This window comes from Uliginosibacterium sp. sgz301328 (genome assembly GCF_041807905.1).
In the GTDB taxonomy this organism is placed as follows: domain Bacteria; phylum Pseudomonadota; class Gammaproteobacteria; order Burkholderiales; family Rhodocyclaceae; genus JBGVSA01.
In genome coordinates, this window is the sequence record NZ_JBGVSA010000003.1 from 25,594 (window position 1) to 38,228 (window position 12,635).

12 protein-coding genes and 1 tRNA gene are annotated in these 12,635 nt (G+C 64.9%); 9 read left to right on the forward strand and 4 right to left on the reverse strand.

Features of this window, described 5'->3' with window-relative positions; translation table 11 throughout:
- Position 1: 1 nt before the first annotated feature.
- The 3 genes from ACDA63_RS02860 to surE are packed head-to-tail and all read right to left on the reverse strand — an operon-like array spanning position 2 to position 2,431.
- The gene (locus ACDA63_RS02860) at positions 2-1,018 is read right to left on the reverse strand and encodes a peptidoglycan DD-metalloendopeptidase family protein (RefSeq protein ID WP_373661659.1); all 1,017 of its coding nucleotides are present in this window, start codon (positions 1,016-1,018) and stop codon (positions 2-4) included.
- Between the two features lie 10 nt (positions 1,019-1,028).
- A complete protein-coding gene (locus ACDA63_RS02865; protein ID WP_373661660.1) occupies positions 1,029-1,691 on the reverse strand; it encodes a protein-L-isoaspartate(D-aspartate) O-methyltransferase in 663 nt (220 codons plus the stop codon).
- Positions 1,688-2,431, reverse strand: a complete 744-nt coding sequence (surE, locus tag ACDA63_RS02870; RefSeq protein WP_373661661.1) for a 5'/3'-nucleotidase SurE — start codon at positions 2,429-2,431, stop codon at positions 1,688-1,690. Before surE ends, ACDA63_RS02865 begins: the two co-directional genes overlap by 4 nt.
- A 719-nt stretch (positions 2,432-3,150) precedes the next feature.
- Between surE and ACDA63_RS02875 the strand changes: the two genes are divergently transcribed.
- The 4 genes from ACDA63_RS02875 to ACDA63_RS02890 all read left to right on the forward strand — a co-directional run bounded on the left by ACDA63_RS02875 (position 3,151) and on the right by ACDA63_RS02890 (position 7,056).
- Positions 3,151-3,594 (forward strand): glycine zipper 2TM domain-containing protein, encoded by a 444-nt coding sequence (locus tag ACDA63_RS02875; protein ID WP_373661662.1) that lies wholly within the window; start codon positions 3,151-3,153, stop codon positions 3,592-3,594.
- Positions 3,595-4,025: 431 nt separating this feature from the next.
- Positions 4,026-4,100: transfer RNA gene (locus ACDA63_RS02880), tRNA-Arg, on the forward strand.
- A 119-nt stretch (positions 4,101-4,219) separates the two neighbouring features.
- Complete coding sequence (locus tag ACDA63_RS02885) at positions 4,220-5,857, forward strand: Na+/H+ antiporter (protein ID WP_373661663.1); 1,638 nt, start codon at positions 4,220-4,222, stop codon at positions 5,855-5,857.
- Positions 5,858-5,970: 113 nt separating this feature from the next.
- Positions 5,971-7,056 (forward strand): MBL fold metallo-hydrolase, encoded by a 1,086-nt coding sequence (locus ACDA63_RS02890; RefSeq protein ID WP_373661664.1) that lies wholly within the window; start codon positions 5,971-5,973, stop codon positions 7,054-7,056.
- Between the two features lie 16 nt (positions 7,057-7,072).
- Here ACDA63_RS02890 and ACDA63_RS02895 read toward each other — a convergent pair whose 3' ends face one another.
- Positions 7,073-7,297: a hypothetical protein gene (locus ACDA63_RS02895; RefSeq protein WP_373661665.1), complete on the reverse strand. Its 225-nt coding sequence runs from the start codon at positions 7,295-7,297 to the stop codon at positions 7,073-7,075.
- 469 nt (positions 7,298-7,766) lie between these two features.
- On the opposite strand from ACDA63_RS02895, the gene ACDA63_RS02900 reads away from it, so the two are divergent.
- The 5 genes from ACDA63_RS02900 to ACDA63_RS02920 all read left to right on the forward strand — a co-directional run bounded on the left by ACDA63_RS02900 (position 7,767) and on the right by ACDA63_RS02920 (position 12,635).
- Positions 7,767-8,969: a M20 aminoacylase family protein gene (locus ACDA63_RS02900; RefSeq protein ID WP_373661667.1), complete on the forward strand. Its 1,203-nt coding sequence runs from the start codon at positions 7,767-7,769 to the stop codon at positions 8,967-8,969.
- A gap of 29 nt (positions 8,970-8,998) precedes the next feature.
- Complete coding sequence (locus tag ACDA63_RS02905; protein ID WP_373661668.1) at positions 8,999-9,676, forward strand: orotate phosphoribosyltransferase; 678 nt, start codon at positions 8,999-9,001, stop codon at positions 9,674-9,676.
- Complete coding sequence (locus tag ACDA63_RS02910; protein WP_373661670.1) at positions 9,673-10,938, forward strand: hydantoinase/carbamoylase family amidase; 1,266 nt, start codon at positions 9,673-9,675, stop codon at positions 10,936-10,938. The genes ACDA63_RS02905 and ACDA63_RS02910 overlap by 4 nt, the downstream gene beginning before the upstream one ends.
- Positions 10,939-11,098: 160 nt before the next feature.
- Positions 11,099-11,893: a transporter substrate-binding domain-containing protein gene (locus tag ACDA63_RS02915; protein WP_373661671.1), complete on the forward strand. Its 795-nt coding sequence runs from the start codon at positions 11,099-11,101 to the stop codon at positions 11,891-11,893.
- Positions 11,894-11,972: 79 nt separating this feature from the next.
- Positions 11,973-12,635, forward strand: a complete 663-nt coding sequence (locus ACDA63_RS02920; RefSeq protein ID WP_373661673.1) for an amino acid ABC transporter permease — start codon at positions 11,973-11,975, stop codon at positions 12,633-12,635.

A 12,635-nucleotide genomic window follows, 5' to 3' on the forward strand; every position in this document is an offset into this window, starting at 1 on the left:
CTCAGCGTTGGGGTAAGTACTTCGTAGGATCGACAGGTTTGCCCTGCCGGCGGATCTCGAAATGCAACATTACCCGATCGGCATCGCTGTCACCCATCGACGCGATCTTCTGGCCCTTCTGAACCGTCTGCCCTTCTTTTACGAGAATTTCCTTGTTGTGCGCGTACGCACTCAGAAAGGCGTTGTTGTGCCTGATGATGACGAGGTTTCCGTAACCGCGCAAGCTCGAACCGACATAAAGCACCGTACCTGCCCCTGCGGCCATGATCGGCTGTCCCGCCGAGCCCGCAATATCGACACCCTTGTTGGTCGTGTCGTTGAAGGTGGCGACGACCTTGCCCGTCGCGGGCCACATCCATTCAATCCCGTCGTCGCCCGAGGCCGTCGCGGGCGGCTCATCCGCCTTGGTGGCCGCTGCCGAAGGAGCGCCCGCCACCGATGCAGGCGCGGCGACAGCCGGTACGGCCGGCGCCACCGATGGAGCGGGCAACGGCGGCGTCCCCGTCTGAACATCGTTCCACGCCTGCTGCGAATATGCCACTCGACCACCGCGCGGCGTCGACTTGGTCGAGGCGTCCGGCGTCGCGACGGAAGGCGATCCGGCGGGTGCCGGCGTCGAGGACATCCCCTCGATGGGACGCACCTCGATGCTCGGCGCTTTCACGACATTGACGTTGCTGCTGTCGGGCGGCGTGATGCGCAATTCCTGGCCAACCTCGATGACAGCCGCATTCGACAGATTATTCCAGGCCGCCACGTCGGCGAACGTCTGTCCGTATTCGCGCGCGATGCTGTAGAGCGTCTCGCCGCGCTTGACGATGTGGTAACCGGGGCGAGCCGTCGGCGGCACCACGGGCGGCGTGACAGCGGTACTCGCTGCGGCGACTCCCCCAGGGCCGCGAGTTTCGACCGGAGCCTTCGGCGCCGAGCTGGCGCAGGCGGCCAGAAGGCCCGCCAAGACAATCGGCACCCACAAGCGCGATGCGCCGCGCACGATATTCAGGCTGTCGAGATTCATGCTTTTCCGTTCATTCCGTTCCAGGCAGGAGCGGTACGAACCGTACCGCATCCAGACGCGTTTCACGCACCGTACCGTTGGCATTCTTTTCGACCAGCAGGATCACCTGGTCCGCGTTGCCCAGCGGCATCACCAGGCGCCCACCCGGCGCCAGTTGCTGCAACAGCGCATGCGGCACCGAAGCAGACGCCGCCGCAAGGATGATCGAATCGAAAGGCGCCACTTCGGGCAAGCCGACGCTGCCATCGGCATGCTTGAGTCGAACATTGGGCAGACGCAGCGGCCGAAGGTTCTCTCGCGCCTTGGCGAGCAGCTTGGCGATGCGTTCGACCGCATAGACGTCGGACGCCATGTAGGACAGCACGGCGGCCTGATAGCCACAGCCGGCGCCGACCTCCAGCGTCTTGCCCAGCGCTCGCCCGCCGGCAGCGAGCAGTTCGATCATGCGGGCGACGACGAAAGGTTGCGATATGGTTTGCTGGAAGCCCAGCGGCAACGCGGTGTCTTCATAGGCGCGCGAGGCCAGCGCCTCTTCGACGAACGCGTGGCGCGGCACCTGATGCATCGCGGAAAGCACTTGCTCGTCGCGGATACCCTGCTCGCGCAAGCGCTCGATCATCCGGGTCCGTGTGCGGGCCGAGGTCATGCCCGAACCTTGCAATTTGGTCATCATCGTGACAGCCAGCGGGTAACGTGGCCGATGCGAGCCACCTGTGTGAGGTCGATCTGTAGCGGCGTCACCGATACGTAGCCATCGGCCACGGCATGGAAATCGGTACCATCGCCGGCGTCCTGCGCGGGCCCGGCCGCACCGACCCAGAAAATGGTCTCCCCGCGAGGATTCCGGTCCCGCACGACCGGTTCAGCGCGATGACGGCGCCCCAGGCGGGTGGTCTGGAAGCCTTTGACCTCCTGCAAGGGCACATCGGGGACATTGACGTTCAGCAGCCACGGCTCGTCCAGCGGCTGCGCCATGAAGCGCTCCACCAATTGGCGGGCCACCACGGCAGCCGTTTCGAAGCGGGAAGCGTTGCGTCCCACCAGCGATACGGCAATCGACGGCACGCCAAGCAGATGCCCTTCGGTCGCGGCCGCCACAGTGCCTGAGTAGATCGTGTCATCACCCATGTTGGCGCCATGGTTCACGCCCGACACCACCATGTCCGGCTGGTGATCGAGCATGCCCGTCACCGCCAGGTGGACGCAGTCGGTAGGCGTGCCGTTCACGTAATAAAAGCCGTTGGGCGCCTGTCGCAATTGCAGCGGGCGATCGAGCGTCAGCGAATTGCTTGCACCGCTGCGGTCGCGCTCGGGCGCTACGACGGTAATGTCGGCCACCTTCGACAATTCGAGCGCCAGCGCTTCGATGCCGGGGGCAAAATATCCGTCGTCGTTACTCAGGAGAATGCGCATCTTGGGTAGATCGGGGTTGCGGGCGCAAACGGCATAAGGTAGCGGATTGAAGCCGAAGATCCTTATGTGAAATCAGTGACATACTGATTTCGCTGGCGATTCGCGCAAAGCGGGATTTTATCTGATCGGCGCCCGCCCACCAAGGACGCCCACCGCTTTGCGGGCAACGTCAGTCGGCGCTGGGCGGCCGGCGCCAGACCACGGAAGACTCGCCCTTCCCGAATGGCCGCGACGGTCATGAAGAGAACAGCGCCAAATGCTGCAGCGGTCTCTTGCGGGCAGACTCGTTTCGCGGACAGAGCCGGTCAAGCCTCTTTTGCTGCCCTGCGACAACAACGCGACGGCCGGGGTCGGGTCTGGCCGTTTCGATACGCCAGCACTGCCACACACGCCCCCGTCGCATGCCATGCCGTTGTCGTGCTTCGTCGTCGCCGCGACGCCTTCCGATGCAAGGATCGAATCCCGCGAATGTCCATACCCGGGAACACCACAACCGTCGTGGCATGTTCTTCCCGGCCTCCTCGCCTCGCTAGACAGGGCCACGCGCGCGACAACGGCCCCGCCGGCACCCCGCATTTCTACGACTGCCCAATCGCGCCCATTTCATGATTTGTGCGTTTTCACCTACTAGACTCCATTACGACTCAGCGTCCGTGGGCGGTCTCCCGGCATGGGGCCGGGAATCGCATTCCTCTCAACGTCGTGCAAGGGAGATGCAAATGGCGATCAGCTTCCGTTCTCGTTTTGCCGCCCCGCTGGTGGCGCTCGTGGTGACCGCATGCGCGGCGCCGGGACCTCAACCGGATCAACTGATGATCCGCAAGGGCGTGATCGAGCAGATCACGCCGACGCAGATTCAGAGTTCGCAGCACATGGGTGTGGGCGCCGTGGTCGGCGGCATCGCCGGCGTCGGCCTCGGCAGTCTGATCGGCAGCGGCACCGGGCGTGACGTCGCCATGGTTGCCGGCGCGATCGGCGGCACCATGGCTGGCGCCGAAGCTCAACGCCGTTTCGAGACCCCGATTTCGGGCCAGCAGATATTCGTGCGGCTGGGTAGCGGCGTCCTCGTCGAGGTCACCCAACCGACCGATCTGGGCCTGCGCGTAGGGCAGAACGTCTTCGTACAAGGCAACGGCGAGTCGGCACGCGTCATACCTCAATAAGTCCGCCATTGAGGCATCCGGGCGCGGATCTGCCATGCCTGCGCGGCACGCACGGTCCGCGACCGTCGCCTGGCCCGCCTGACATTGTCCTGACGCGGCAGGAACGGCGGCCCATGGACCAGGCCCGGCGCGGCAACGCCGTGCCGGGCGACCTCATCTCACCGCATGTCGACGGCTTACGCACCACGTGCCGGCAATCGCCCCACGCAAGTGCGCGGGCGCGCGTAGTCGGCGCGTGAGCGATCCTGCAACACCCCCGCCCGCATCAATGTCAGCCCCGGTTGCTCGCGCCCAAGCCTCGGCTGCCGCCTTGGTCGAGTGCGTTTTTGTGATAGGCTTGGCGCCCTCGCGACGGACTCGGGGCGCTCGTACCTCCATCGGTTTCGGACGCTGCGGCGAGTTATCACGCTGCGCCGCCCGTTGCTTGGCCTCCCGCCGTAGTTCAATGGATAGAACGGCCGCCTCCTAAGCGGCAAATACAGGTTCGATTCCTGTCGGAGGGACCAGCCACTCTGGTCCATCGCGGCCGACATCCATTTCCCCACACACAGACGTAGCCGCCGGGCTTTCGGAGCTGCGCGCGGCTTGGTATGGTCTGCCTCCCGACACCATCTGGATGCTTCCCATGGAAGCCATAGAGATCGCGCTGGCCATGCTGCTGGCGGTCGTTGCCAGCAGCATGGTCGTTCGCATGCTGCCGTGGCCACTGCCCGTTCCGCTCGTACAGATCGGGTTGGGAGCGGTGATCGCGGGGGTATTCAATCACGGCGTGTCCTTGCAGCCGGGGGTGTTCTTCCTGCTCTTCCTGCCACCGCTGCTTTTCCTGGATGGCTGGCGCATCCCCAAGGAAGGCCTGCTGCGCGACAAGCTGTCGATCATCGAACTGGCCTTCGGGCTGGTGTTCTTCACGGTATTGGGCCTGGGCTATTTCATCCACTGGATGATCCCGTCCATGCCGCTACCCATGGCATTTGCGCTGGCCGCCATCATTTCGCCGACCGATCCGGTTGCCGTGTCGGCCATCACTTCGCGCGTGCCGATCCCCAAGCGCATCATGCACGTGCTCGAAGGCGAGTCGTTGCTGAACGATGCCAGCGGTCTGGTGGCGTTCCGTTTCGCGGTGGCCGCTGCCGTCACAGGGACGTTTTCACTCGGATCGGCCGCGTTGTCGTTCGTCTGGGTAGCGGTCGCCGGACTGGCCGTCGGTGCGGTCTTCACCTGGGCGGTGGCAAAAGGCAAGGACCTTTTCATGCACCGCTACGGCGAAGAGCCGGGCCCGCAGATCTTGCTCAACCTGCTGATTCCGTTCGGTGCCTACGGGCTGGCCGAACACATCCACGCCTCGGGCATTCTCGCCGCCGTTTCGGCTGGCGTGACGATGAGCTACGTCGAGCTTTCCGGCCGAGCGCTGGCCACCACGCGGGTACAGCGCGTCGCTGTCTGGAACACGCTGCAATTTGCACTCAACGGGATCATGTTCGTGCTGCTGGGCGAGCAATTGCCGCAGATATTCCGCGGCGCCGTGGCGGTGGTGGAATCCACCGGCCATCATAACCCATGGCTTCTGCTGGCCTACGCGCTGGCCATCAACATCGCACTGGCGGCACTGCGATTCGCATGGGTGTGGGGTTCGCTGTGGGTCGGCCGGCGCATTGCGCTGCGGCGCGGAAGGACGGCGCCGGAGCCGTCCCTCCGGCTCACGCTGGCGGTATCGCTCGCCGGCGTACGGGGCGCAATCACACTGGCCGGCGTGCTGACGCTGCCCCTGATGACCGCCGACGACCTGCCCCTGCCGGCACGCGATCTGGCGATCTTTCTCGCGGCCAGCGTGATCATCCTCTCGCTGGTGATGGCGAGCATTGGCCTGCCTCGCCTGCTGCGCGATCTGGGCGTGCCGGTCGAAAACGAAAACCACGCCGAGGAAGACCTGGCGAGCCAGGCCTCGCGCCGTGCCGCGGCCAAGGCCATCGAACAGAGCCTGCACGAACTCGTTGGCAGCAACCCCCACGCCGATCCCCAGTTGTACACATCGGTCGCCGATCGTCTGATCGCCGGCCTCGCACTGCAGGCCGAAGGCGCGACCGAAGGAGAGGTGGACGCGGCGCTGCTGCGCGAACAGGCCCGGATCGAAGCCGTCATGCGCCTGGCCGCCATCCGGGCCTCACGCGAGGAGCTCTTCCGGCTGGCGCGGGCGAGCATCATTTCGGACGACGTCTGCATGGCCGCTGTGCGACGCCTGGACATGCAGGAAGCGCGCCTCTGACGGCATCCAGTTGTGGCGCATCTTGAACTCACGGACGATCGCCCACACTAAGCAAAGGTGCGCCCCCCCGGCGCGCCTGCGGCACCACCGATCAACGAGCTGGATCGATAACCATGCCCCTTCCCCTGTTTCGGCGCGCCGCTCTCGGCGAGCACCCCGACTCGCCCCAATGGGCCGCCGGACGCTTCCACAACACCACGCCCCGCCCGGCGAACGCGCCCAAACCGGGCGGCAAGGTGATGTGGGATTTCTTCTTCAACAAGCCCGACTTCACGGTTCCGTCGGCACCGATTCCTGTGCATGCGCTCACGAGAGCCGAACTGGACGCCGCGCCCGATCGCAGTCTGTATCGCCTCGGCCACTCGACACTGTTGACGAAGTTGCGCGGCGGCTGGTGGATCACCGATCCGGTGTTCGCTGAACGCGCCTCACCCATTCCGTTCTTCGGGCCCAAGCGCTTTCACGCACCGCCCATCGCGCTCGACGAGCTTCCGCGTTTGAGGGGCGTGATCCTTTCGCACGACCATTACGATCACCTCGACTACGCGGCCATCAAGGCGCTGGCGGATCGTGCGGATATCTTTCTGTCGCCGCTCGGCGTGGGCGACCGACTCATCGATTGGGGCGTGCCGCGCGACAAGGTGCACCAGTTCGACTGGTGGGAGGGAATCGAGATCAATGGCTTGCGGCTCACCGCCACGCCTGCGCAGCACTTCTCCGGACGCAGCCTGAGCGACGGCAACCGCACGCTGTGGGCGTCATGGGTGATCGACGATGGCGGCATGCGCATCTTCTTCAGCGGGGACAGCGGCTATTTCGACGGCTTCGCCCGGATCGGCGAAGTCTTCGGCCCCTTCGACGTCACGCTGATGGAAACCGGCGCCTACAACGTCAACTGGCCGTACGTGCACATGCAGCCCGAAGAAACCGTGCAGGCACATATCGATCTGCGCGGAGGCTGGTTGCTGCCGATCCACAACGGCACCTTCGATCTGGCGATGCACGCCTGGTACGAGCCCTTCGAACGCGTGCTGCAGATCGCCGCTGAACATTCGGTTGAGGTCGCCACGCCACGGATGGGGGAACGTATCGACCTACTCGCACCGCATACCGGCGAACGCTGGTGGCGTGCCGTACGGACTCAAGCTGCGCCCGCGGCCAAGACCCCTGCTTACGCCCGCTGCCCCACGTCGGATTGATCGTCCGCCGCGCGGGTCAGGGGCGCGGCCAGATCCACGCGAGGGCCGCGATGACCAGCACCACGGCGATCAGCAGGATCGGCGTTAGCGCCAGCTTCAGCAGACGAGCCTGCATGCGCGCGCGGAGCGCTTCGCAAGGCGACGGAGCGCCTGCGGACAGACTGTCGTCGCGCTCGCGCGGCGCGCTGGCGAAGTGCGCGTTCGCCCCGGACTGGGCATCTCTACCGGAATCAGCATTCATGTGTGCGGCGCCTCATCTTCCAACGGGCGCATTGGTATTTGTCTTCTCGTGCATCGATCATGCGCACGACGCGCGGTGCGCCGCAACTGGCGCACAACCTATCGCGCGTGTCTTTTGTCACTACTCGCCGCGCATTTCGTGCAACCCACCGACTGCTCGGTGAGCAAACGTTAGTTTGCGGCATGCCCACCGGCGCACGGCCCGCCCCAAACGGGTGATCAGCGGCCCCACAACAGCGCCGCCCTTGGCTCGATTGACCAAAAGTCATCATGTCAACCAATGCTCACCTGCGTTTGAGAGAACGTTCTTCTTTATTACAAACAAGCGCTTATAGGCGGACAACGTACTGAGCGCCAAGCCCGTGGCACGTGGAATGGCTCGTGGATGCATGGGCTGGAACGCGATTCGCAATTCCCCTGTCGAGCGACGTCGGCGTCAACGCCGTCATCCGCACAGGAATCTGCCTCGCATGCCAACGCAGTCACATCTGGTCCCCGACATCCTCGCACTGCGCGATGAGAACATCGCCATGCGCCACCATCTGCACGCCCATCCCGAACTGGCTTTTGAAGAGACCGACACGTCCGCCTGGGTCGCGGCACAACTGGAGTCATTCGGGTATGAGGTGCATCGCGGACTTGGGGGGACGGGTGTCATTGGGCGCATGACCCACGGCAACGGTGCACGCCGGCTCGGTCTGCGCGCCGACATGGATGCCCTGCCCATCCACGAAGAAACCGGCCTGCCCTACGCCAGCACCCGTCCGGGAAAGATGCACGCCTGCGGCCACGACGGACACACCGCCGCGCTGCTTGCCGCAGCGCGCCACCTTGCGACGAAGAGCCACTTCGACGGCACGCTGAACCTCATCTTCCAGCCGGCCGAAGAGGGACTCGGCGGCGCACGCAGGATGGTGCAGGAAGGCTTGTTCGACAAATTCCCCTGCGACGCCGTGTTCGCCTTCCACAACTGGCCAGGCTTTCCGGCAGGCAAGTTCGGCCTGCTCCCCGGCACCTTCATGTCGTCGTCCGACACGGTGCGCATTACCGTGCAGGGGCGTGGCGGTCATGGCTCGATGCCGCATCGCTGTACGGACGCAGCAGTCGTGGCCGCGCATATCGTCGTAGCGCTCCAGACGATCGTCGCGCGCAACGTCGACCCGCGCGAAATGGCGGTCGTCACCGCCGGTTATCTGAAGGCCGGGACCATCTCGAACGTCATCGCCGAAACCGCGCACATCGATCTGTCTGTGCGCGCCTACTCGCCAGACGTGCGCGCCGTGCTGCGCGAACGCATCACCGATCTCGTCCATCAACAGGCGCAGGTGTTCGGTGCCACGGCGCACGTCGAATACCAATGGCGCTACCCCGCGCTGAAGAACGACCCGGCGATGACGCGTTTTGCGCACGACACGATCCGCGAGAGCTTCGGCGACGACGCGCTGATCGCAGACATGCGTCCGCTCACCGGCAGCGAAGACTTCTCTTTCATGCTCGAAGCCTGCCCCGGCTGCTACGTGATCATCGGCAATGGCGAAGGCGGCGAAGGAGGATGCTCATTGCATAGCCCGCATTACGACTTCAACGACGACATCCTGCCCATTGCGGCGAGCTACTGGGTGCGCCTGACAGAACGCTTCCTCGCGCCGCATTCGCACGCAACCGCCCTATGACCCTGACAAGACCGCCAATGGAAACGCCCATGCAGTCCTTTCTACCCCCTACCTGTTCGGCACGCGTGGCCGAAGTGCTCGTCGCACTCGATGCGATCCGCATCACCACCGCACAACCGTTCATCTACACCTCCGGCTGGGCCAGTCCGGTCTACATCGACACCCGATTGCTGATGTCCGACGTCGGCCTTCGTCGCGAGATCATGGACCTCGCCGCCGACGCCCTGGCACCGCTCATTGCCGCAAGCGGCATCAACGCCATCATCGGTGCGGAAAGCTCTGGCATCGCCACGGCGGCGTGGCTCGCAGAGCGCACCGCGTTGCCGCTGCTCTACCTGCGCAAGCGGCCGATGGGCTGGGGCAACTCGGCGCGTCTTGAAGGCCGCCTGCCGAACGACGCCGCACTGCTCTACGTCGACGACGTCACCACCGACGCACGCTCCAAGGTTGCCGCGGCCGAATCGTTGCGCGGCACGGGCGCCCGTATCGCCGACTGCCTCGTTCTCGTTGACTACGCCATCTATCCCAAGAGCCGCGAATTGCTCACCGAGCACGCGCTCTCCATGCATGCGCTGTGCACCTGGGCGCACCTGCACGATGCACTGCTCGCCTCCGGCGCACTCAATGGGAGCGAAGTCCGCACACTCGAAGCCTTCCGCGCCGACCCCGTGCGCTGGTCGGTGGAACACGGCGGGGTGAGCGCATGAAGGCGCCACTGAAATCACAGGAAGCGCTGGCCCAAGCCATCATCGACGATATCGCCGCCCTCACGCGCGAAGGCGAAGGCATCACGCGCGAGAGCTACGGCGAAGGTGAAGAACGCGCGGCACAGGCCATCGAAACGCACGCCGCCGCACTCGGATTCACGACCGAGCGCGACCGCTTCCAGAATGTGTGGATACGCCTGCCGAACGATGCGCGCACCGAAGCGCCCGTCGTCATCGGCTCGCACCTGGACTCCGTGCCGCTCGGTGGCAACTACGACGGTCTGGCCGGTGTCGTGGCCGGCATGCTGGTGCTCGATCGCCTGCGCCACGCGCCGCAGGCAGCGCCACCTGTGCGCGTGCTGGCGCTGCGCGCTGAAGAGAGCGCGTGGTACGGCAAGGCCTATACCGGTTCGCTTGCGCTGCTCGGCAAGTTGCCCGCCAGCGCGCTCGCGCTCCGGCATCGCAGTGGGCACGGCACGCTCGGCGAAGCGATGGCGCGCAGCGGCGTAGATGTTGACGCCGTCGCACGTGGCGAAGCCTTGGTCGCGCCCGGCGACATTGCGGCCTGGCTCGAAGTCCACATCGAACAAGGCCCGGTAATGGTGGCGCGAGGCTGGCCTTCGGCAGTCGTCACCGGCATCCGCGGAAACCTGCGCTACACCCGCGTCCGTTGCGTGGGCGAGACCGGCCACTCCGGCGCCGTGCCGCGCTGGCTGCGCCACGACGCCGTGCTTGCCACGGCCGACCTGCTCGCACGCATGGATGAACACTGGCGCGTACTGCTGCAGATGGGCATGGATCTGGTGATGACTACGGGCATCTGCACTACACAGGTGCAGTCGCACGCCGTTTCGGTGATTCCCGGCGAACTGGAGTTCAGCTTCGAAGTCCGCAGCCAGGACGCCGACACGCTCGAACGCTTCCACGCGCTGATGCTCGACGAGTGCCGCGCCGTCGAAAAGGCGCGTGGCGTGCGCTTTGAGTTCGACGAGAGCATTCGATCGGCGCCCGCGCGCATGGACGAGGCCTGGATTGCGCGCATCGAAGCGGCCGCCGTCGCGCGCGGCGCACCAGTCGAACGCATACCGAGCGGCGCGGGTCACGACGCGGCCGTGTTCGCCAACGCCGGCATCCCTTCTGCAATGGTCTTCGTGCGCAACGCCAACGGTTCTCACAACGCACACGAGGCGATGGATTGCGTCGATCTGATCGATGGCGTGGACCTCTTGCATCGCGCGCTTTGCGCGACCTCAAACGCATGAAATCGCTGGCCAGCATTGGTATGGAAAGTGCTCACGTGCTCAACAGTTTGCAGCATCGCCCCAACCCGGGGTGCCCGTCTCTGCCGCGCCTCCCACTGCACGACAGTGGGGAGCGTCATGGACTTTTTCGTTTCGTTCAACACCGGAAGGATCTCCGTCGATGACTACCACCAAGCGCAGTTTTCTCGCCGCCCTCGGGCTGGCCGTCCTCTCGCTGGCCTGGGCCCCGGCTCATGCCCAGAGCGCACTGGACAACATCACCAAGTCCAAGACCATCAAGATCGGCATCCCCACCGATTACCCACCCTACGGTTTTGCCGGTCTCGACATGAAGCCGCAGGGCCTGGACATCGACATGGCGACCCTCATCGCCACCAAGCTCGGCGCCAAGGTTGAACTGGTTCCCGTGGTCAGCGCCAACCGCATTCCGTACCTGCAGACGAAGAAGGTCGACCTGGTCATCTCCACGCTGGGCCGCAACGAAGAGCGCGCCAAGGTCATCGATTTCAGCCATGCCTATGCGCCCTTCTACCAAGGCGTGTTCGCCACCAAGGACGTGAACATCAAGAGCTTCGCCGATCTGTCGGGCAAGACCGTGGCGGTCACGCGCGGCGCGATGGAAGACGAAATGCTCGCCCAGCTCGCACCGCCCACCGTCATCGTCAAGCGCTTCGAAGACCAGGCCGCCACCACGGCTGCATTTGCCTCGGGCCAGACCCAGGTCATCGCCACCAGCGTCTCGAACATCGGCGTGCTGTCTCAGAAGCAGCCGCAACTGGGTGCCGAATTCAAGCTGCTGCTGCGTGACAGCCCGTGCTTCATCGGTATCGCCAAGGGAGAGGACGCGCTGCGCGCCAAGGTCAACGAGATCATCCTCGCCGCCAAGGCCGACGGCTCACTCAGCAAGCTGTCGCAGAAGTGGCTCAAGCGCGACACGGGCGACCTGCCGCTCTGATTCACCCCCGCGCGCGGGGAGCGCATTCGCTCCCCGTGTTCGACTGATGCCGGCGCGCGTCGGCCATGGTTGATATTCCATGCATATCGAACTTCAGTTTCTTCCCATCCTCGTGCAGTGGCCCATGCTGCTCAGAGGCGCGGCACTCACCGTCGGCCTCACCGCGGTGGCGACCGTCGTGGGCATGCTCGTCGCGGTGTTGTGCGCGTGGACACGCATGCATGGACCGCTGGCGTTGCGCTGGGTGGTCGGCACCTATGTCGAACTCATCCGCAATACGCCCTTCATCGTGCAGTTGTTCTTCATCTTCTTCGGCCTGCCCGCCGCAGGGGTAAAGCTGACGCCGCTCACCGCGTCGATGCTGACGCTGGTGGTCAACCTCGGCGCCTATGCCACCGAGATCATCCGCGCCGGCATTCAGGCCACGCCGCGCGGCCAGATCGAAGCGGGGCTCAGTCTGGCGCTGACGCGCACGCAGACCTTCATCCACATCGTGCTGCCGCCGGCGTTCAAGAAGGTATGGCCCGCGCTGGTGAGCCAGATCACCATCGTGATGCTGGGCTCGGCCGTGTGCGGCCAGATATCGACCGAAGAACTGAGCTTTGCCACGAACCTGATCCAAAGCCGCAACTTCCGCGCGTTCGAGGCCTACATCATCGGTACGCTGATGTATCTGGCGCTCGCCATCGCACTGCGTCGCCTGCTCAACTGGGCCGGGGCGCGCTTCCTGTTCGGTCGCTGA

Bases quoted from the DNA above. Each gene is read 5' to 3' on its own strand.
- ACDA63_RS02860 (WP_373661659.1), bottom strand. From the start codon at position 1,018: ATGAATCTCGACAGCCTGAATATCGTGCGCGGCGCATCGCGCTTGTGG.
- ACDA63_RS02865 (WP_373661660.1), bottom strand. From the start codon at position 1,691: ATGATGACCAAATTGCAAGGTTCGGGCATGACCTCGGCCCGCACACGG.
- ACDA63_RS02905 (WP_373661668.1), top strand. From the start codon at position 8,999: ATGCAGTCCTTTCTACCCCCTACCTGTTCGGCACGCGTGGCCGAAGTG.
- ACDA63_RS02915 (WP_373661671.1), top strand. From the start codon at position 11,099: ATGACTACCACCAAGCGCAGTTTTCTCGCCGCCCTCGGGCTGGCCGTC.
- ACDA63_RS02890 (WP_373661664.1), top strand. From the start codon at position 5,971: ATGCCCCTTCCCCTGTTTCGGCGCGCCGCTCTCGGCGAGCACCCCGAC.
- ACDA63_RS02875 (WP_373661662.1), top strand. From the start codon at position 3,151: ATGGCGATCAGCTTCCGTTCTCGTTTTGCCGCCCCGCTGGTGGCGCTC.
- ACDA63_RS02910 (WP_373661670.1), top strand. From the start codon at position 9,673: ATGAAGGCGCCACTGAAATCACAGGAAGCGCTGGCCCAAGCCATCATC.
- ACDA63_RS02885 (WP_373661663.1), top strand. From the start codon at position 4,220: ATGGAAGCCATAGAGATCGCGCTGGCCATGCTGCTGGCGGTCGTTGCC.
- ACDA63_RS02920 (WP_373661673.1), top strand. From the start codon at position 11,973: ATGCATATCGAACTTCAGTTTCTTCCCATCCTCGTGCAGTGGCCCATG.
- ACDA63_RS02895 (WP_373661665.1), bottom strand. From the start codon at position 7,297: ATGAATGCTGATTCCGGTAGAGATGCCCAGTCCGGGGCGAACGCGCAC.
- surE (WP_373661661.1), bottom strand. From the start codon at position 2,431: ATGCGCATTCTCCTGAGTAACGACGACGGATATTTTGCCCCCGGCATC.
- ACDA63_RS02900 (WP_373661667.1), top strand. From the start codon at position 7,767: ATGCCAACGCAGTCACATCTGGTCCCCGACATCCTCGCACTGCGCGAT.